Below are 19,142 nucleotides of genomic sequence, written 5' to 3'. Positions count from 1 at the left end.
CGTGCCTCAACGAGAGGAAAAAATGTGTTGAGCAGACGCTTTACCGCCGGTGCCGTCGCGACCGCGACGGCACTGGTCATGGTGGCGACGGTGCCGACCGGCGCGGCCACAGCCGCGCCTACCCGGTCGACTGAATACACCGTGGTTTCCGCCGACGGGGTCTCCGCCGACGCTGCGCTCGCCGCGATCACCGCGGCCGGCGGCACTGTCGTTTCCCGCACCGATGGTGTGGGCCTCTTCCAGGTCGTCAGCGACCGCAGTGACTTCGCCAAGCGCGCCGCCGACTCCGCCGTCCTGGTCGGCGCCGCCGAGCGGAAGGCGATCGGCCACGCGCCGAAGGCCCGCCTCGAGAAGGTCGAGCGCGAGGAGCTGCAGGCCGCGGCGAAGACCGCGGGCAAGAACAACCGGCGCGGCCCGGTCAAGGCCGACCCGCTCGACGACAAGCTCTGGGGTCTGGAGATGCTGCGGGCGACCGCGGCGCGCGCGGTCGAGCCGGGCGACCGGCGGGTCACCGTCGGTGTCATGGACACCGGCCTCGACGCCAGCAACCCCGACCTGGCGGCCAACTTCAACTGGGCGCTGTCGAAGAACTTCGCCAAGGATCTCCCCGACGTCGACGGTCCCTGCGAGGTGGCCAGTTGTGTCGACGCGGTCGGCACCGACGACAACGGCCACGGCACCCACGTGGCCGGCACGATCGGCGCCGCCGCGAACGGGGTCGGCCTCTCCGGCGTCGCGCCGAAGGTCTCGCTGGTCGAGCTCAAGACCGGCCAGGATTCCGGCTACTTCTTCCTCGACTCGGTCGTCAACGCGCTGGTCTACGCGGCCGACAAGGGCATCGACGTGGTCAACATGTCGTTCTACGTCGACCCGTGGGCGTTCAACTGCCTGAACAACCCGGCCGACTCGGCCGAGGAGCAGGCGGCGCAGCAGGCCACCATCAAGGGCATGCGGCGGGCGCTCGACTACGCGCACGCCCGCGGCGTGACGCTCGTCGGCGCTCTCGGCAACAACCACGAGGACCTCGGCGCGCCCCGCACCGACTCGTCGAGCCCGAACTACGGCGGTACGCCGCACGACCGCCCGATCGACAACAGCACCTGCTGGGACCTGCCGGTCGAGGGCCCGCACGTCATCGGCGTCTCTTCGCTCGGCCCGTCCGGCAAGAAGTCCGACTTCTCCAACTACGGGGTCGAGCAGATCTCGGTCGCCGCTCCCGGCGGCTGGGCCCGTGACGGCTTCGGCACGCCGAGCTACCTCGCGGCCGGCAACCGGATCCTCTCGTCCTACCCGGTGAAGGTGCTCAAGGAGGAAGGGCTGGTCGACGCCGACGGCAACATCGTGCCGGGCAACGAGGGCGTCGTCTTCAAGGAGTGCCAGACCGACGGCCGCTGCGGGTACTACACCTACCTGCAGGGCACCTCGATGGCCTCCCCGCACGCCGCCGGTGTCGCGTCGCTGATCGTGAGCCGGTTCGGTCGCCCCGACTTCCGTCGCGGCGGCCTGACCCTGTCGCCGGACCTGGTGGAGCACCAGCTGCTGCGGACGGCCGCCGAGCACGCCTGCCCGGAGCCGCGCCTGCAGACCTACACCAACGAAGGTCGGTCCGCGGAGTTCAACGCCCTCTGTGAGGGCGACGAGAACTTCAACGGCTTCTACGGCTACGGCATCGTCGACGCGTACGCCGCGGTGACGAGCCCACTGCAGCCCTGGAAGCGCCCGTAACACGGCACGTCATTCCAGCGGGGCCCGGTCGTCGACCGGGCCCCGTTCGTTTCGTTACGACAGCGCGGCGGCGACGGCGGTGGCCGCCGCCAGCACCTGCGGACCGACGACGGCGACGTCCAGCGGGCCCAGCGCCACGACGCCGACGCTCGCCTCCATGCCCGCCACGCCGAGGACGGGCGCGGCGACGCCGTACGCCCCGGGTTGCAGCTCGCCGCTGGTCGCGATCAGGGCTGCGTCGCCAGCGCGGCCGGCGAGGATCGCCTGACCGGCCGCGCCGCGATCGAGCGGATGCCGCGATCCGGTCCGGTAGGCCACGTGGAAGGCAGTCCAGCTCGGCTCGACCGCGGCCAGCGCCACCGCCTCGCCACCGTCGGCCATGGTGAGATGCGCGGTCGCCCCCACCTGCTCGGCGAGGCGGCGCAGCGCCGGCAGCGCGGCGTCGGCGAGTAGCGGCTGTGCGCGGCGGGCGAGCTGCAGCAGCCCGGCGCCGAGGTGGAGCCGCCCGCCGCCGTCACGGCGGAGCATGCCGTGTTCGACCAGCGTGCCGACCAGCCGGTAGACGACCGCCCGCCCCACGCCGAGTCGCGTCGCCGCCTGGGTCACGGTGACGCCCGCGGGGGCGTCGGCGACGAGCTGCAGGAGCCGGAGCCCCCGGTCGAGGGTCTGCGCTGTCTCGGTCGGTCTGATCGGGGCTCCCACACCGCGAGCGTACGGCCCGCCCCGCAATGGGTCCGGCCCGTCGATCAAGGGCATATTCGCATGGTTGGATCTTCAATCGCGAGAATACGCCCTTGATCGACGGAAAAGTCCTTGATCGACCGGGTTCGGCGGCGACCCGCGCCCGTCGGGCCGGTCGCGCTTACTGCCGGGTATGTCCGGCGGCCCACACGGAAGTGCTGACGGCTACCCTTGTACGGTGACGCTACGGCTGTATGACACCGCGACCCGATCGCTGCGGGACTTCGTCCCGCGGGAGGCTGGCAAGGTCGCGATCTACCTGTGTGGCCTCACCGTGCAGTCCGAGCCGCACATCGGCCACCTTCGCTCCGGCGTCAACTACGACGTGCTGCGTCGCTGGTTCCTGCACACCGGTTACGACGTCACGTTCATCCGCAACATCACCGACATCGACGACAAGATCCTGGTCAAGGCGCTGGAACAGGATCGCCCGTTCTGGTCGATCGCCTACGCCAACGAGCTGGTCCTGGCGGCGGCCTACCGCAGCCTCAACGTGCTGCCGCCGACCTACGAGCCCCGGGCCACCGGGCACGTCCCCGAGATGCACCAGTTGATCCAGAAACTGATCGACGACGGGCACGCGTACGTCGCCGGGGACGGTTCCGGAGACGTCTATTTCGACGTCGCGTCGTACCCCGGGTACGGCGCGCTCTCCGGGCAGCGACCCGACGCGATGCTGGCCGGCGGCGACGAGGTCGAGCGCGCCAAGCGCGACCCGCGTGACTTCGCACTCTGGAAGGGCGCCAAACCGGACGAGCCGGCTGACGCCTACTGGCCGTCGCCCTGGGGCCCCGGCCGTCCCGGCTGGCACATCGAGTGCTCGGCGATGACCTGGCGCTACCTCGGCGCCGAGTTCGACATCCACGGCGGCGGCCTCGACCTGACGTTCCCGCACCACGAGAACGAGCTCGCCCAGTCCAAGGCCGCCGGCCTGCCGTTCGCCCGCTACTGGGTGCACCACGCGCTGCTCAATCTCGGCGAGGCCAAGATGAGCAAGTCGCTGGGGAACGTCATCGATCTGGCGCACGTCGCGGAGCTCGGCATCCGTCCCGTGGAGCTGCGCTACTACCTCGCCGCGCCGCACTACCGGTCCCGCATCGACTACTCCGACGAGGCGCTGCAGGAGGCCGCGGTCGCCTACCGGCGGATCGAGGGGTTCGTGCAGCGTGCGGTGGAGCGGGTCGGCGCCGGGACGCGCGGCGAGATTCCGGCGGGGTTCGCCGCCGCGATGGACGACGACCTCAACACGTCCGGCGCCCTGGCGTACGTCCACGAGGAGACGCGCGACGGCAACACCGGGTTGGCCAGTGGTGATGACAGCGTTGTCCGGGCCAGCCTCGCCCGGGTACGGGCTATGCTCGGCATTCTCGGCGTCGATCCGCTCGACGCGCAGTGGAGCGCGGCGGAGCAGACTGGTGAGCTGCGCGGCGTGATCGATGCGCTGGTGGCGCTGGCGCTGGAGCAGCGGGCGCAGGCCCGGGCCCGTAAGGACTGGGCTGCCGCGGACGCGGTCCGCGACCAGCTCAAGCACGCCGGCGTGGCGGTCGAGGACACCCCGCAGGGCCCCCGTTGGACCATTGGAGAGCAGGACTGATGCCCGGAAACTCCCAGCGTCGCGCGAAGCGGCTGACCCCGAAGAAGGGCGCCGTCAAAGGCACGGGCGGTAAGAACAGGGCCAGCCTGGCCGGTAGGGGCCGCACTCTCCCGGCCGATGAGCGGCCGTGGCACAAGGGCTACTCGGGCACCGAGCAGTTGCCGCAGCGCACCGCCTGGAAGCAGGAGAAGGAGCGCCGCGCGGCGGCCGAAGAGGGGCGCGCCCCCAAGATCGGCACCCCGGGGGCGAAGGACACCACCTGGGGCGCCGGCGGCGGTGGCGTCAAGGGCGGCCGCGGCGGTGGCGCGGTTCGGGGCGCGGCGGGACGCGGTGGCGGTCGGGCACCGGCCCGGTCCGGTCCGCGCGTCGCGCCGGGACGCAAGTCGAATCCGCCGAGGGACGCCCCCGAGCTGCTCGTCGGGCGCAACCCGGTGCTGGAGGCGCTCCGCGCCCACGTTCCGGCCACCGCGCTCTACGTCGCGCAGGGCATTGAGATCGACGAGCGGGTCAACGAGTTGGTCCGCACGGCCGGGGACCGGGGCATCGCGATCCTCGAGGTGAGCCGGACCGAGCTGGACCGGATGACCGGCGGGGTGCTGCACCAGGGCGTCGGGCTGCAGGTGCCGCCCTTCGCGTACGAGCCGTTCGATGACCTGCTGGCCGCGGCCGGTGAGCACCCGGCGCCGCTGCTGGTCGCGCTCGACGGGGTGACCGACCCGCGTAACCTCGGCGCCGTCATCCGCTCGGCGGCGGCCTTCGGCGCTCAAGGGGTCTTCGTGCCCGAGCGGCGGGCCGCGGGGATCACCGCGACCGCCTGGCGGACCAGTGCCGGTGCGGCCGCGCGGGTGCCGGTCAGCCAGGTGATCAACATGACCCGTGCTCTGAAGGCGTGCCAGGACGCGGGCTTCACCGTGGTCGGGTTGGACGCCGACGGGGAGACGGACCTCTACTCGCTCGAAGCCGCGGTCGGCCCGCTGGTGGTCGTCGTCGGCTCGGAGGGACGCGGCCTGTCCCGCCTGGTCGGCGCCACCTGCGACCTGCGGGTGAGCATTCCGATGATGTCCACGGTCGAGTCGCTCAACGCGAGCGTCGCGGCCGCGGTCACTCTCGCCGAAGTGGCCCGCCGCCGCCTCGTCGCCTGACGCCCTCCCGCCGGGCACTGCCGCCGTCCCGGCGGCGTGCTCCGGCGTGGGCCGACGCGGACGGCTTCGCGGCTCGCGGTTGAGCTAACGGACCGTCCGGCGGGTCACGGCGTGCAGGGCGAGGAGCGTGTAGCCGGCCAGGATCGGCGCGAGCGGCGGCAACACCAGGACGCCGAGCACGGCCGACAATGCGATCACGCCCGCCGTGGCGGGGGGAGCGAGGGGCCGTGCTTCGGCGGTAGCCACGGCCGCGCGCGCGGCATTACGCCATCCCTGTCCGCCGTTGCGCCCCATCTCCACCACGGTCAGGCCGGCGAAGGCCGCCGCCGCGAGAATGAGCGCGGCCGTGACGGCGATCAGCGGGACGCCACCGGGCACGGCGCCGCGGGCGAGCGCGAGCAGGTTGAGGGTGAGCAGTCCGGCCGTCGCGACGGCGACCGCTGTGGCGGCGGCACCGGGAAGCAGCGCGCGGACGAAGGTCCGCAGCACCGGGCGTACGCCGGGCCAGCCGTCCTGGTCGATCCAGTGGTGCAGCGCGGCGCTGGCGGTGGCGACCGCGGCGCCCGCGGTCACCACCCCCAGCGAGGCGACGGTGGTGAGGATGCCGAGCAGCGCGAGGTCGGCGGCGCCCCGCACCGTGTCGCGCCAGTCCCGCCGCGCGGACTCGCCGCCGACGAACTCAGACCATGGCGGAGCAGGCGCCGGTCCCCCGCGGGACACCTCAGCCGACGACTCGGCTCGACCAGTCTCCGTGCCCACCGACCACCCCGCCGTGACCATCCGAATTCACCCTTTGAGGCCGCTGGTGTTGATGCCTTCGACCAGCATCCGTTGGAATGCCACGAAGAACAGGAACACCGGCAGCAGGGAGAGCAGCGACATCGCGAACATCGGGCCCACCGCGCTCTGGCTGGTGGAGTCGATGAACAGCGTCAGCGCCACCGGAACGGTGTAGTCCGACAGGTCGGAGAGGAAGACCAACTGTCGGAAGAAGTCGTTCCAGGTCCAGATGAACGAGAAGATCGCGGTGGTCACCAGCGCCGGCCGACTCAGCGGCAGGATGACGTGCCGGAAGATCCCGTACGAGCTGGCTCCGTCGATCTTCGCGGCCTCATCCAGCTCGCGGGGGATGCCCCGCATGAACTGGACCATCAGGAAGACGAAGAACGCCTCGGTGGCGAGGAACTGCGGCACCAGTAGCGGCAGGTACGGCCAGTCGGCGCCGACCCAGCCGAAGCTGCGGAACAGGATGTACTGCGGCACCATCAGCACGTGACCGGGGAGCAGCAGCGTTCCGATCATGACGGCGAACCAGAAGCCGCGCAGCCGGAACCGCAGCCGGGCGAAGGCGTACGCGGCCAGCAGGCAGGAGGTGGCGTTGCCGACCACCGTGAGCAGGCTGAGCAGCGCGCTGTTGAGGAAGAACCGGCCGAAGCTGACGTCGAAGTTGTTCCACCCGTCGCTGAAGTTGCCCGGGGTGAACGTCTCCGGCAGCAGCCCGATGTTGCTGACGATCTCCTCTTGCGACTTGAACGCGGTGCCGATCATCCAGAACAGCGGGTAGAGCACGGCGGCGAGGAGGCCCAGCAGGATGATCAGCCGGAGCAGGCGCCGGCCGCCGCCCGAGCGGCGGCCGGTGACCGTTGGTGTCTGCGCGACCATCAGCGGTCCTCCCCGTCGGAGTAGTGCACCCAGAACCGGCCGGTGCTGAACAGCACGATCGTGATCAGCGCGATGGCGAGCAGGAACACCCACGCCATCGCCGAGGCGTAGCCCATCTCCAACTCGGTGAAGCCCTTGATGTAGAGGTTGAGCGTGTACATGAGGGTCGAGTCGACCGGGCCGCCGGTGCCGTTGCTGAGCACGAAGGCCGCGGTGAAGCCCTGGAAGCCGTTGATGGTCTCCAGCACCAGGTTGAAGAAGATGACCGGGGAGAGCATCGGCAGCGTGACGCTCACGAACTGGCGCCAGGGGCTGGCGCCGTCGACGGAGGCGGCCTCGTAGAGCTCGGTGGGCACCTGCTTGAGCCCGGCCAGGAAGATGACCATGGGTGCGCCGAACTGCCAGATGGCCAGGACCATCAGCGTCTCCAGCGCCCAGTCCGGGTCGTTGACCCAGGGCTTGCCCTCGATCCCGAAGAGGTCCAGGAACGAGTTGAAGGCGCCGTCGCGGTTGAACATGTTGACCCAGACGATGGCGAGCGCGACGCTGCCGCCGAGCAGGGACGGTAGGTAGAACAGGCCGCGGAGGAGGCCGACGCCGCGCCACGCACGGTTGAGCAGCAGGGCGACGCCGAGCGCCGCGGCCAGCTTGAGCGGTACGGCGATGAGCGCGAACGACAGCGTCACGCTCACCGAGTGCCAGTAGGACGGGTCGCTGGTGAACATCCGCTCGTAGTTGGCGAACCCGACCCACTGCACGTCGGACCAGTCGCTGAGGACGTCGTAGTTGGTGAAGCTCAGGTAGAGCGACAAGAGCATGGGGATCGCCGTGATGCCCATCAGACCGATGAGCCAGGGCGACAGGAAGACGTACCCCGCCAGACCCTCACGCTGTCGGACCCGTCCGGACCCTCGCGGCTTTGCGGGGGTCGGGGCGGTGTCGTCGGCGCTCGGTGTCGGGTTGGGCGCCGTGGTCAACGCCACGAGCTGACTCCTCTCCGAACTTCCGATCGGGGGCGCCGACCCCGCGCGTGCGTGGCCGGCGCCCTCGTGTCAGCTAGGCGATCGCGGCCTTGCACGCGTCGACGAAGGCGGCGGCCGCCTGGGCTGGTGTCTGCCGCCCGTACTGCGCGTTCTCCGCGGCCTTGGTCAGCTCGGAGCGCACCTTGCTGTGCCCCTTCAGCGGCACCTGCGGCGACTTGCCGAACTTCGCGGTCAGCTCGTCCTCCATGGCGATCGACGCCTTCATCGCCGGATCGGTGACCGCTTCGGCGACCGCCTTGCGTACGTCCAGGTTGGACGGCAGCCCCCGGTCGGTGCCGAGAATCTTGCCGGCGTCCGGGTCGTTGGCGAGGAAGTTGATGACGTCGACCGCGATGTCCTTGTGTTTGCTGTTGCGGAAGACGGAGAAGTACATCGAGGCGCGGGCCCACTGGGCGCTCGGGTCACCGGGGTAGGCGACGACGCCGAGTTCGTCCTTGGTGTTCTTCTTCAGCTCCGGCATCTGATTGGCCCAGACGAACGACGTCGCCGCCTTGCCGGTGACGACCAGCTGTTTGGTGATGTCGGTGGAGTTGCCCTCGTGGATCACGTCCGGGGTGGGGGTCGCGCCGCGGTCGCGGGCGCCCTTCCACAGCTCGAACCACTTGGTCACGTCCTCGGCGGTGAAGCCGAGCTCCTTGCCCTGGTAGAGGTCCTTGCCCTGCTGGCGCAGCCATACCCAGAACGCCTTGTAGTCCGCGCTCGGGTCCATGGTGCCGGGGACCTTCGTCTTCTTGGCGACGTTCTCCGCCCAGGTGATGAGCTCGTCCCAGCTCATGCCCGTGGTGGGCTCGGGGAGGCCGTTCTTCTGCAGCAGCGTCTTGTTGTAGACCATGCCCTGGGTGTTCTCGCCGAACGCGACGCCGGCGAGCTTGCCGTCGACGACGCCGTACTGCCAGAGACTCTCCGGGAACTTGGAGACGTCGAGCAACTTGTCGTCCTTGTACGGCGTCAGGTCGAGCGTGGTCTTGCGGGACGCGTACTCGGTCAGGTAGTTGTCGTCGATCTGGAAGATGTCCGGCGGGTCGCCGCCGGCGGTGAGCGTGGCGAGCTTGTCGAAGTAACCCTGGTTGGCCTGCCACGTCTTCTTGAACGTGACGTTCGGGTGCTTCTGCGTGTAGAGGGCGAGCGCCTGTTCGGTCAGGTTCGCCCGGGCCTCCCCTCCCCACCAGAAGATCGACAGCTCGACGGGGGCGTCGGGGTCCGTTGACTTCTCGTCCTCGGCGCAGGCGGCGGCGCCGAAGACCAGTGGAAGGGCGACCGCCACGGCGGCCAGGCCGCGCAGCAGGCGATGGCGGAGGAAAGGGGTACGGTGACCACGCGTGGTGGGCGTGTCCGCCGTCGGGGATGAAGCGGGGTGCATTCCACTCACTCCTTGGCGTAGGAGGCGACACCGTCGGGGGCGGCCGCAGCCGCGTTGCCCGGGCCCGCAGGGCTATGCGGGCCCGGGCCCGTCGAGTCGCGGATGACCAACTCGGTCTGGAGCGTTACCTGTGCGGTGGTGCGACGGTCGTCGCCATGCTGGAGCAGCATGTCGACGGCCGCCCTGCCGGCGGCCGCAGTGGGTGTGGCCACCGTCGTCAGCTTGGGTCGGGTGAGCCGGCTCAGCACGATGTCGTCGATGCCGACGACGCTGACGTCCTGTGGCACCCGGACCCCGAGCGAGTCGAGCCCCTCGATGAGGCCGATCGCCATCAGGTCGTTGTAGGCGAGGACGGCGGTGACGCCGGAGCGGCGGATCTGTTCCGCGAGGGCGAGACCGCCGACCTCGGTGGGCGGGTTGGGGCCGAGCACGGTCAGTTCCGCGTCGGCGGTGCGGGCGGCGTGCACGGCGGCACGCCGGATCTCCCGGTTGGTCCATGAACCGCGCGGCCCGCCGATCAGCGCGATGTCGCGGTGTCCCAGGCCGGTCAGGTGCTCGATGGCGAGTCGGGCGCCCTGCCCGACGTCCATGACCACCGCGGGGAGGCCGGTGACCTGGCGGTTGATCACGACGAGCGGAACCTCCCGGCTGAGCTGCTCGATGAGGCTGTTGCTCATGCGCGGGCTGCACAGCAGGAGGCCGTCGACCTGTTTGGCGAGGGCGTGGACCAGCTCCTCCTCGACCGCCGGGTCTTCGTTGGTGTCGGTCACGAAGATGTGGTAGTCGCGGTGCCGCGCCTGGCTTTCCGCCGCCTTGATCAGTGGCGGGAAGAAGGGGTTGGCGATGTCGGCGACCATCAGCCCGATGTTGTGCGTGCGTCCCGTGATGAGGGCCCGGGCCGCCCGGTTGGGGCGGTAGCCGAGATGCTCGGCGCAGGCCAGGACGCGGCTGCGGGTCTCCGGGTTGACGAGGTGGGGCGCGGAGAACGTCCGGGAGACGGTGGAGATGTGCACTCCGGAGGCGCGTGCGACGTCTCGGATGGTGGCTGGCACGCGTGTCCTCTCCTTGCCGCTGGCCGGTGTCTTCGATGTGGCGGTTGTGGCTCCCGTCACTGAGGTTCGCCAATTAATGCAAACGGTTGCTCACGTGTCAACGGGCCTCGATTACAGATGTGTTTCGGCGGCACGCCTCTGACGTGCAGATATCCAGACGAATGCCCATATAGGACACGGGTTCGTTGCCAGTCATTGACGGCGTACGGGGGTCCATGGTTATTTCTGCTGCAAACGTTTGCAGTCGCACGGCGGCTGCAGTGACGGAGGTGAGCGGGATGTCACGAGATCCCCAGCGGCGGCTTCGCTACGCGCTCGTCGGCGCGGGGGCACGCGCGGAGATGTTCGTCCGGGCGCTCGTCCTGGAGCACCGTGAAACGGCCGAGCTCGTCGCGTTCGCCGACGTCAACCAGGCCCGGATGGACGCGCACAACGCCTGGCTGGAGGAGCTCGGCATGGAGGCCGTGGCCACCTACCCGGCCGGCGACTTCGCGACGATGCTGGAGAAGGAACGCGTCGACGTGGTGCTGGTGACCACAGTGGACCGGGTGCACGACGAGTACATCGTCACCGCTCTGCGGGCCGGTTGCGACGTGGTGACCGAGAAGCCGATGACCGTCGACGCGCCGCGGTGCCAACGCATCCTCGACGCGGTCGCGGAGACCGGCCGGCAGGTCTCGGTCGCCTTCAACTACCGCTACAACCCGCTGCACGAGAAGGTCCGGCAGGTCCTCGCCGACGGTGAGATCGGCGAGGTCGGCTCGGTGCACTTCGAGTGGCTCCTCGACGTCCGGCACGGCGCTGACTACTTCCGCCGCTGGCACCGCGACAAAGCCAACTCCGGCGGGTTGATGGTGCACAAGGCCAGCCACCACTTCGACCTCGTCAACTGGTGGTTGGACGCCGTACCGGTCGAGGTCTTCGCCGCCGGCCGGCTCTTCTTCTACGGCGCGGAGGGGCGACGGCACGGGTACGCGCGCGACTACGACCGCGCGCACGGATCGTCCGCCGCCGCCGGCGACCCGTTCGCCCTGCAGATGGCCGGCAATCCCCGGCTGCGCGCGCTCTACCTCGAAGCCGAGGCCGAGGACGGGTACCACCGCGACCAGAACGTCTTCGCCCCGGGCGTCACGATCGAGGACGACATGTCCGTGCTGGCCCGCTACTCGACCGGGGCCACGATGACCTACCACCTCACCGCGTACGCCCCCTGGGAGGGCTACCGGGTGATGTTCAACGGGAGCAAGGGCCGGCTGGAGCTCGAGGTGGTGGAGAGCGACTTCGTCAGCCCGTACGCGGCCGGTGAACTCAAGGGCGCGTCGCTGCACGGCGTGCAGGCCGCCGTGGAGGAGGGCTGGGCGAAGCTCACCCTGCGCCCGTTCTGGCAGCAGCCCCGCCAGGTGCCCGTCGCCGGCTACGCGCGTGCCGGACACGGCGGCGCCGACGCCCGGATGACCGCCGTGCTCTTCGGCGGCGCGGAGGACCCGATGCGTCGCGGCGCCACCGCCCGCGACGGCGCCCTGGCCCTGCTCACGGGCCTCGCGGCCAACCGCTCCTTCGAGACCGGCCTGCCGGTGAGCGTCGCCGACCTGCTGACCATCTCCTGACCACGCACCCCCGCACCGCGAGGAGCCGCTTCCGTGTCCCCGACCGCCCGAGCCGACCTGCTGTTCCCGTCCGATCCCACGCAGCGGGGGATCGCCCGGGAGCTGTACGCGCTCGCCAAGGACCAACCGCTGATCTCGCCGCACGGCCACGTCGACCCCGCGATCCTCGCCGACGACGTGCCCTTTCCGGATCCCGCGCAGCTGATCATCGTGCCCGATCACTACGTGACGCGGATGCTGCTCAGCCAGGGCATCCCCCCGGCCGACCTCGGCGTGCCGAGCGTCGACGGCTCGCCGGTGGAGACCGACGGGCACGTCATCTGGCGTCGGTTCGCCGCCCACTGGCATCTCTTCCGTGGGACGCCGTCGCGGCTCTGGCTGGAGCGGACGTTCACCGAGGTCTTCGGCGTGGAAACGGCGCTGAGCGCGGAGACCGCCGACCAGATCTACGACGAGATCGCCGCGAAGCTCGCCGAGCCGGCGTTCCGGCCGCGTGCGCTCTTCGAGCGCTTCAACATCGAGGTGCTCGCCACCACCGAGTCGCCCCTGGACGACCTGGGCCGGCACGCCAAGCTCGCGGCCGACGGCTGGGGCGGGCCGGGCGGGCGGGTGATCACCACCTTCCGTCCGGACAACGTGGTGGACATGGAGTTCGACAACTGGGCGGAGAACGTGGCGCGGCTCGGCGAGATCGCCGGCGAGGACACCGGGACCTACCGCGGTTACCTGGCCGCGCTGCGCCAGCGGCGGCAGGACTTCATCGCCGCGGGAGCCACCTCGTCCGACCACGGCCACCCCACCGCGCTGACGCTCCTACTCGACGAGGCCGAGGCGGCCACGCTCTTCGAGCGGGGGCTGCGCGGCGAGGCCGGCCCCGAGGACGCGGAGGCGTTCCGGGCACACATGCTCATCGAGTTCGCCCGGATGTCCATCGAGGACGGCCTGGTGGTGCAGCTGCATCCGGGAGCCGTCCGCAACCACAACAAGTGGCTGCACGCGCGGCACGGGCGCGACGTCGGCGGAGACATTCCACAGTCGACCGAATACCTGCACGCGCTCACGCCGCTGCTCGACGCGTACGGCAACGACCCGCGCCTGCGGGTGGTCGTCTACACGCTCGACGAGTACACCTTCACCCGTGAGCTCGCCCCGCTCGCCGGGGGCTACGCGGCGCTCTACCTCGGCGCGCCGTGGTGGTTCCTCGACTCGCCGGAGGTGCTGCGCCGCTTCCGCGAGGCGGTCACCGAGACCGCCGGCTTCTACAACACCGCCGGGTTCGTCGACGACACCCGCGCCTTCTGCTCCATTCCGGTCCGGCACGACGTCGCCCGCCGGATCGACGCCGGTTTCCTCGCCCGGCTGGTCGCCGAGGAGCGGCTCCCCCTGGACGAGGCGGCGGAGACCGTCGTCGACCTCGCCTACCGCCTGCCCAAGAAGATCTTCCGGATCGGAGAGACCCTGTGAGCGCGAGGAGCGCAGCGAAGCGGAGCCCCGCAGTCGCGAGCGAAAGGAAAACGCTGTGAGCGTCACCATCACCGCCGTCGACGTGCACGACGTGCGGTTCCCGACCGCCGCCGCCGGCGACGGGTCCGACGCGATCAACCGTGGCGACTACTCGGCCACCTATGTCGAGTTGCGCACCGACGCCCCGGACGGTGTCTTCGGCGCCGGCTTCACCTTCACCAACGGCCGGGGCAACGAGATCACCTGTGCGGCCGTGCGGGCGCTCTCGCACCACGTGATCGGCAGGACGCTCGCGGAGATCTGCGCAGAGCCGGTCGCGTTCTGGCGCTCGCTCACCGCGGACGTGCAGCTGCGCTGGCTCGGGCCGGAGAAGGGCGTCATCCACATGGCGACCGGCGCGCTGGTCAACGCGGTGTGGGACCTGCGGGCCAAGGTCGAGCGAAAGCCGATGTGGCGGCTGCTCGCCGAGATGCCGACCGAGGAGTTGGTGCGCAGCATCGACTTCCATCACATCTCCGACGCGATGACCCCGGACGAGGCGGCGGCGATCCTCGACAAGGGGCTCATCGGATACGAGGACCGGCTCGCCGCGCTCGAACGCGAGGGCTTCCCGTCGTACACGACCTCCGTCGGGTGGCTCGGCTACCCCGACGAGAAGGTCCGGGCGCTGACCCGGGCGGCGTACGACCAGGGGTGGCGGGCGATGAAGATGAAGGTCGGCGGCCAGATCGAGGACGACGTGCGGCGGGCGCGGATCATCCGCGACGAGATCGGACCGGACGCGCTGCTGATGATGGACGCCAACCAGGTGTGGGACGTCGACGAGGCGATCGCCAACATGGCGCGGCTCGCCGAGGTCGACCCGTACTGGATCGAGGAGCCGACGCACGCCGACGACGTGCTCGGTCACGCCCGGATCGCCAGGGCGGTGGCTCCCATCCGGGTCGCCACCGGCGAGGTGGCCGCCAACCGCGTCATCTTCAAGCAACTGCTGCAGGCCGAGGCGATCCAGGTCTGTCAGATCGACTCGTGTCGCATCGCCGGCGTCAACGAGGTCGTCTCGGTGATCCTGATGGCGGCGAAATTCGGCGTGCCGATCTGCCCGCACGCCGGTGGCGTAGGGCTCTGCGAGTACGTGCAGCACCTGGCGGTCTTCGATTACCTGCGGGTGGGGACGTCGCTGGAGGGGCGCATGGTCGAGTACGTCGACCACCTGCACGAGCACTTCGCGGATCCGGTCCGCACCCGCGACGGGCGCTACCTGCTGCCCGAGCAACCCGGGTACAGCGCCACCATGAAGCCGCAGTCGATCGCCGAATACTCGTTCCCGGACGGGCCCGTATGGCGGTGACCTTCGCCCAGCGGGGACCGGGGTCGGGCGCTGCGCTGCTCGGCCTCGGCGCGCTGCGTCGGCTCCCGCCCGAGGCGAGGCCACTGGTGCGCCCCGGCACCGTCCCCGCCGGCATCATGCACCTGGGACTCGGCGCCTTCCACCGCGCGCACCAGGCTGTTTACACCGAGGCGGCGATCGCCGGGGCCGGCGGCGACTGGGGCATCATCGGCGTCGCCCCGCGCAGCCCGGACCTGGTGGCGAAGCTCGCCGCGCAGGACGGCCTCTTCAGCGTGACGACCCTCTCCGGGGCCGGTGCGCGGACGCGGGTGGTCGGGGCCCTCGCCGGGGTCCGGCACGCGGCGGCCGATCCGGCCGCGATCGTGGCGCTCCTCGCCGACCCGGCGATCCGGGTCGTCACCCTGACCGTCACCGAGAAGGCGTACCAGCTCGACCCCGCGAGCGGGCGGCTGCGCCCGGACGACGCGGTCGCCGCCGACCTGACCACCGACCGGCCGCCACTGACCGTGCCGGGGCTGCTGGTGCGCGGGCTGCTCGCCCGCGCGGCCGCCCAGGCCGGTCCGCTCGCGCTGGTCAGCTGCGACAACCTGCCCTCGAACGGTAAACGGCTGCGTGGCCTGGTGACGCAGTCCCTGGAGTACGCGGGTGTTCCGGCGGGCGCCGCGGAGTGGGTGCACGGCAACGTGACGTTCCCCGGCACCATGGTCGACCGCATCGTGCCGGCCAGCACCGCCGACACCCTCGCCACCGCCGAGCGGGCGCTCGGCGTCGCCGACCTCGCCGCCGTGGCCGGTGAGCCGTACCTGCAGTGGGTCATCGAGGACGACTTCCCGGCCGGGCGCCCCGCGTGGGAACGGGCGGGCGCGGTGCTGACCGACGACGCCGGCGCGTGGGAGCGGCTCAAGCTGCGCACCCTGAACGGGGTGCACTCGGCCACCGCGTACCTCGGCGCGCTCGCCGGGCGGGAGACGATCGCGGAGGCGTTGGAGATCCCGTACCTGCGGGAGGTGCTGCGCCGGCTGATCGCCGAGGACGTGGAACCGAGCTTCACGCCGCCGGACGGAGTCTCGACTGTGGAGTACGGCGAGTCGGTGCTGGAGCGCTTCGCCAACCCGGCAATCGGCCACCGCACGATCCAGGTGGCGATGGACGGGTCGCAGAAGCTGCCGCAGCGCGTCCTGCACACGATTCTCGACCGGCGGGCCGCCGGGGCGCAGCCGCGCTGGGCGACGCTGGTGGTGGCCGCCTGGATCCGGTTCGTGCAGGGGCGGAGCGACGACGGCGCGGAGTTGCCGCTGAACGATCCGCTCGCCGGGCAGATCCGGGCGGCGCTGACGGACGCGCGGCCCGGCCCCGAAGGCGTGGTCGACGCGCTGTTGGGACTCGACGCCGTCTTCCCGGCGGAGTTGGCGGACGACGATGTCGTCCGGGCACTGGTCGTGGAATGGCTGACCGGGCTGGACGAACACGGGGTCGAAGCCACCATCGGGGGAGTCCTGCGATGACCACACAACCGCCCCGGATCGCGTTGATCGGCGCCACCGGGCACGGCCTGTGGCACCGGCGACGGATCGCGCCCCTGCACGAAGCGGGACGCCTGCGGCTGGTCGCGCTCGTCGACGTACGCCCGGTCGAGTCGGCGCCCGACGCGCCCGTACCCGATGGGGCGGAGGTCTTCACCGACCACCGCGAGATGCTCGGGGCGGCGCGTCCGGACGTGGTGGTGGTCTGCACGCCGCCGCACACCCACCTGCCGATCGCGCTCGACGTGCTGCGGGCCGGCGCGGACCTGCTGCTGGAGAAGCCGCCGGTGCTGTCGCTCGCCGAGCATCGGGTGCTCGCCCGGGCGGCCGCCGAGACCGGGCGCGCCTGCCAGGTTGGCTTTCAGGCGTTGGGGTCGGCGGCGCTGACGGAGTTGACCGGCGCGGTGAGCGAGGGCCGGCTCGGCACGGTCACCAGCATCGCGACGGTCGCCTCGTGGCGGCGTGACGACGGCTACTACGGGCGGTCCGCGTGGGCCGGCCGCCGCAGCCTGAACGGGCACGCGGTGCTGGACGGGGCGCTCGTCAACCCGCTGGCGCACGCGGTGATGCAGTGCCTGGCGGTGGCCGCGGCGGCGGGCGCCGGGGAGCCGGCGTTGATGGAGTTGGAGCGCTATCGCACGCGGCCGATCGAGGTCGACGACACGGCGTCGATGCGGGTGACCTTCGACGGCGGCGTGGTCGTGGTGGCGGCGGTGACGCTCGCGGGTGAGGAGTCCATCCCCGGGGAGGTGATCGTGCGGGGCACGGCCGGCCGTGCCGTGCTGGAGTATCCGACCGACCGGTTGATGCTGCCCGGTGATCCGGCGTTGCGGGAAGTGTCGGGGCGGACGGCGCTGCTGGAGAACCTTCTCGACCATCGTGCGGACCGCGCCGGCGTGCCGCTGATCGCGCCGCTGTCCCGGACGGCCGGGTTCACCGCGGTCCTGGAGGCGGTCCATGAGGGACCCGAGCCGGCGCTGCTCGACGGCGACCGCATCGCCGTGAGCGGTGCGGGGCCGGACCGCGTCACGACGATCCGGGGGATCAACGAGGTGCTGCGCCGGGCCACGGACGAACTCGCGCTCCTCTCCGAACTGCCGGTCGAGTGGGCGGTGCCGCCGCACCGGGTGAGGATCAACTGCTAGTCGGCGCAGATTGGCTGCAAATAACGGTTCGACGAAATCGGACCCAATAGCCATTCTCTCGGCAGAACGTCGCCGGGCTGTCCGTCCATGCGGATACTCACTGCAACAATCCTGCAAACGCAACTCATTGACATATTTCAGCGACGATACCTAACGTCTTCAATCGTCAAAGTTTCGTACCCGTTACGAAACCCCGCGAACAACAGCGGAGATTGCGATGCGACTGAGGAGATTGACCGCCGCTCTGGTCGGTATCTCGCTGGTCGCGGTGCCCGGAACGGCACTGGCGACGGAGCGAGACGGCGAACGGTTGTCCTGGGGAGCCCGGTCGCTGGGGCGGCAGGCGCTGCCCGCCGACGACGGCTGGGGCGCGGCCGGGCCGGGCACGACCGGCGGCTCGGCCGCCGGGAACGACCAGGTGCACGTCGTCGAGAGCCGCGCTCAACTGGTCGAGGCGCTCGGCGGGGACAACGCCACCAACAAGACCAATGCCACTCCGAAGATCATTTATGTCAAGGGCGCCGTCGACGGCTTCGAGGGGCCCGACGGCACGCTGCTGAGCTGCGAGGACCTGGCGGATCCCGGGTATTCGCTCAACGCCTACCTCGCCGCCTACGACCCCGCCGTGTGGGGCCGGATCAACCCGACCGGGGCGTTGGAACAGGCGCGGGTGCGCTCGGTGGCGAACCAGACGCGGCAGACGCAGATCAACGTCGGCCCGAACACCACCGTCATCGGGCTGCGGGGCGCCGCGCTGACCGGGCTGACCCTCATGCTCGACGGCGCCAACAACGTCATCGTCCGCAACATCAACTTTGTGGACTCACGCGACTGCTTCCCCCAGTGGTCGCCGACGGACGGCGAGGCCGGGAACTGGAACTCGCAGTACGACCAGATTTCGGTACGGCGCAGCGAGAACGTCTGGCTGGACCACAACACCTTCACCGACGGCGACAACCCCGACAGCGGCCAGCCGGTCTATTTCGGGCGGCCCTACCAGGTGCACGACGGGTCGGCGGACATCACCCACACCGCCAGCCACGTCACCGTCTCGTACAACACATTCGGGGCCCGCGACAAGACGATGCTGATCGGATCGTCGAACACCGTCGGCCCCGACGTCGGCCGGCTGAAGGTGACCCTGCACCACAATCTCTTCAACGGCAGTTTCCAGCGCCTGCCCCGGGTCCGATTCGGCCAGGTGGACATCTACAACAACTACTACAAGCTCTCCGGGGAGAGCTTCTCGTACGCCTGGGGCGCCGGCGTGCAGTCGGCGATCTACGCGGAGAACAACGCGTTCACGCTGGGCGCCGGCATCAAGCCGGAGGACCTCATCTACGACTGGGGTGGCACGGCTGTCACCGAGAAGGGGAGCTGGGTCGGGCTGGACGGAAACCGGCCGCGTCCGGTGAGCCTGCTCGACGCGTACAACGCGGCGAACGACCCCGACCTGGGGCCGGACGTGGGCTGGACGCCCACCCTGCGCCACGGTCCGGTCCTGCCCACCGCGCTGGTCCCGCTCGCCGTCTCCACCCTGGCAGGAGCCGGCCGACTCCCACTCTGACCCGCCCGCGCTCGACCATTTCCCTGTCGATTCGCCGTCGATCAAGGACGTATTCTCATGCTTTGATCTTTAATCGTGTGAATACAACCTTGATCGACGAGAAAGCCCTTGATCGTGACGCGGAGAGGGGCGGACCCGAAACGGGTCCGCCCCTCTGTCGTCTGTC

15 protein-coding genes are annotated in these 19,142 nt (G+C 70.5%); 9 read left to right on the top strand and 6 right to left on the bottom strand.

Features of this window, described 5'->3' with window-relative positions:
- Window positions 1-27 precede the first annotated feature (27 nt).
- A complete protein-coding gene (locus tag AB0J06_RS02290) occupies window positions 28-1,725 on the top strand; it encodes a S8 family serine peptidase (protein WP_357423698.1) in 1,698 nt (565 codons plus the stop codon).
- Window positions 1,726-1,779: 54 nt separating this feature from the next.
- Here the strand turns inward: AB0J06_RS02290 and AB0J06_RS02285 are convergent, their stop codons facing one another.
- Window positions 1,780-2,427, bottom strand: a complete 648-nt coding sequence (locus tag AB0J06_RS02285) for a helix-turn-helix domain-containing protein (protein ID WP_357423696.1) — start codon at window positions 2,425-2,427, stop codon at window positions 1,780-1,782.
- Window positions 2,428-2,644: 217 nt separating this feature from the next.
- Between AB0J06_RS02285 and cysS the strand changes: the two genes are divergently transcribed.
- Both cysS and rlmB read left to right on the top strand, forming a co-directional pair.
- Window positions 2,645-4,060: a cysteine--tRNA ligase gene (gene cysS, locus AB0J06_RS02280; protein ID WP_357423694.1), complete on the top strand. Its 1,416-nt coding sequence runs from the start codon at window positions 2,645-2,647 to the stop codon at window positions 4,058-4,060.
- Window positions 4,060-5,202 (top strand): 23S rRNA (guanosine(2251)-2'-O)-methyltransferase RlmB, encoded by a 1,143-nt coding sequence (rlmB, locus tag AB0J06_RS02275; RefSeq protein ID WP_357423692.1) that lies wholly within the window; start codon window positions 4,060-4,062, stop codon window positions 5,200-5,202. Before cysS ends, rlmB begins: the two co-directional genes overlap by 1 nt.
- An 84-nt stretch (window positions 5,203-5,286) precedes the next feature.
- Here the strand turns inward: rlmB and AB0J06_RS02270 are convergent, their stop codons facing one another.
- From AB0J06_RS02270 to AB0J06_RS02250, 5 genes are all read right to left on the bottom strand, one after another.
- Window positions 5,287-5,982 carry a hypothetical protein gene (locus tag AB0J06_RS02270; protein ID WP_357423690.1) on the bottom strand — a complete coding sequence of 232 codons (696 nt, stop codon included), beginning with the start codon at window positions 5,980-5,982 and terminating at the stop codon, window positions 5,287-5,289.
- 6 nt (window positions 5,983-5,988) lie between these two features.
- A complete protein-coding gene (locus tag AB0J06_RS02265; protein ID WP_357423688.1) occupies window positions 5,989-6,864 on the bottom strand; it encodes a carbohydrate ABC transporter permease in 876 nt (291 codons plus the stop codon).
- Window positions 6,864-7,847, bottom strand: a complete 984-nt coding sequence (locus tag AB0J06_RS02260) for a sugar ABC transporter permease (protein ID WP_357423686.1) — start codon at window positions 7,845-7,847, stop codon at window positions 6,864-6,866. Before AB0J06_RS02260 ends, AB0J06_RS02265 begins: the two co-directional genes overlap by 1 nt.
- 73 nt (window positions 7,848-7,920) lie before the next feature.
- A complete protein-coding gene (locus AB0J06_RS02255; RefSeq protein WP_357423684.1) occupies window positions 7,921-9,267 on the bottom strand; it encodes an extracellular solute-binding protein in 1,347 nt (448 codons plus the stop codon).
- A 5-nt stretch (window positions 9,268-9,272) separates the two neighbouring features.
- The gene (locus AB0J06_RS02250; protein WP_357423682.1) at window positions 9,273-10,319 is read right to left on the bottom strand and encodes a LacI family DNA-binding transcriptional regulator; all 1,047 of its coding nucleotides are present in this window, start codon (window positions 10,317-10,319) and stop codon (window positions 9,273-9,275) included.
- Between the two features lie 278 nt (window positions 10,320-10,597).
- Between AB0J06_RS02250 and AB0J06_RS02245 the strand changes: the two genes are divergently transcribed.
- The 6 genes from AB0J06_RS02245 (at window position 10,598) to AB0J06_RS02220 (ending at window position 18,976) form a co-directional block, all read left to right on the top strand.
- On the top strand, window positions 10,598-11,926 hold the full coding sequence (locus AB0J06_RS02245) for a Gfo/Idh/MocA family oxidoreductase (protein ID WP_357423680.1): 1,329 nt from the start codon (window positions 10,598-10,600) through the stop codon (window positions 11,924-11,926).
- Window positions 11,927-11,959: 33 nt separating this feature from the next.
- Window positions 11,960-13,390 carry a glucuronate isomerase gene (uxaC, locus tag AB0J06_RS02240; RefSeq protein WP_357423678.1) on the top strand — a complete coding sequence of 477 codons (1,431 nt, stop codon included), beginning with the start codon at window positions 11,960-11,962 and terminating at the stop codon, window positions 13,388-13,390.
- A gap of 55 nt (window positions 13,391-13,445) precedes the next feature.
- Window positions 13,446-14,741 carry an enolase C-terminal domain-like protein gene (locus tag AB0J06_RS02235; RefSeq protein WP_357423676.1) on the top strand — a complete coding sequence of 432 codons (1,296 nt, stop codon included), beginning with the start codon at window positions 13,446-13,448 and terminating at the stop codon, window positions 14,739-14,741.
- Entirely contained in the window at window positions 14,738-16,246 is a 1,509-nt protein-coding gene (locus AB0J06_RS02230) for a mannitol dehydrogenase family protein (RefSeq protein WP_357423674.1), read from the top strand. Before AB0J06_RS02235 ends, AB0J06_RS02230 begins: the two co-directional genes overlap by 4 nt.
- Window positions 16,243-17,409, top strand: a complete 1,167-nt coding sequence (locus tag AB0J06_RS02225) for a Gfo/Idh/MocA family oxidoreductase (protein WP_357423672.1) — start codon at window positions 16,243-16,245, stop codon at window positions 17,407-17,409. Before AB0J06_RS02230 ends, AB0J06_RS02225 begins: the two co-directional genes overlap by 4 nt.
- Window positions 17,410-17,632: 223 nt before the next feature.
- Window positions 17,633-18,976, top strand: a complete 1,344-nt coding sequence (locus tag AB0J06_RS02220; RefSeq protein WP_357423951.1) for a polysaccharide lyase family 1 protein — start codon at window positions 17,633-17,635, stop codon at window positions 18,974-18,976.
- Window positions 18,977-19,142: the final 166 nt, after the last annotated feature.

Source organism: Micromonospora sp. NPDC049679 (genome assembly GCF_040659735.1).
Taxonomy (GTDB): Bacteria; Actinomycetota; Actinomycetes; order Mycobacteriales; family Micromonosporaceae; genus Micromonospora_I.
Note: the sequence above shows the minus strand (reverse complement) of the source record. Positions and strands in the feature narration are given on the sequence as shown.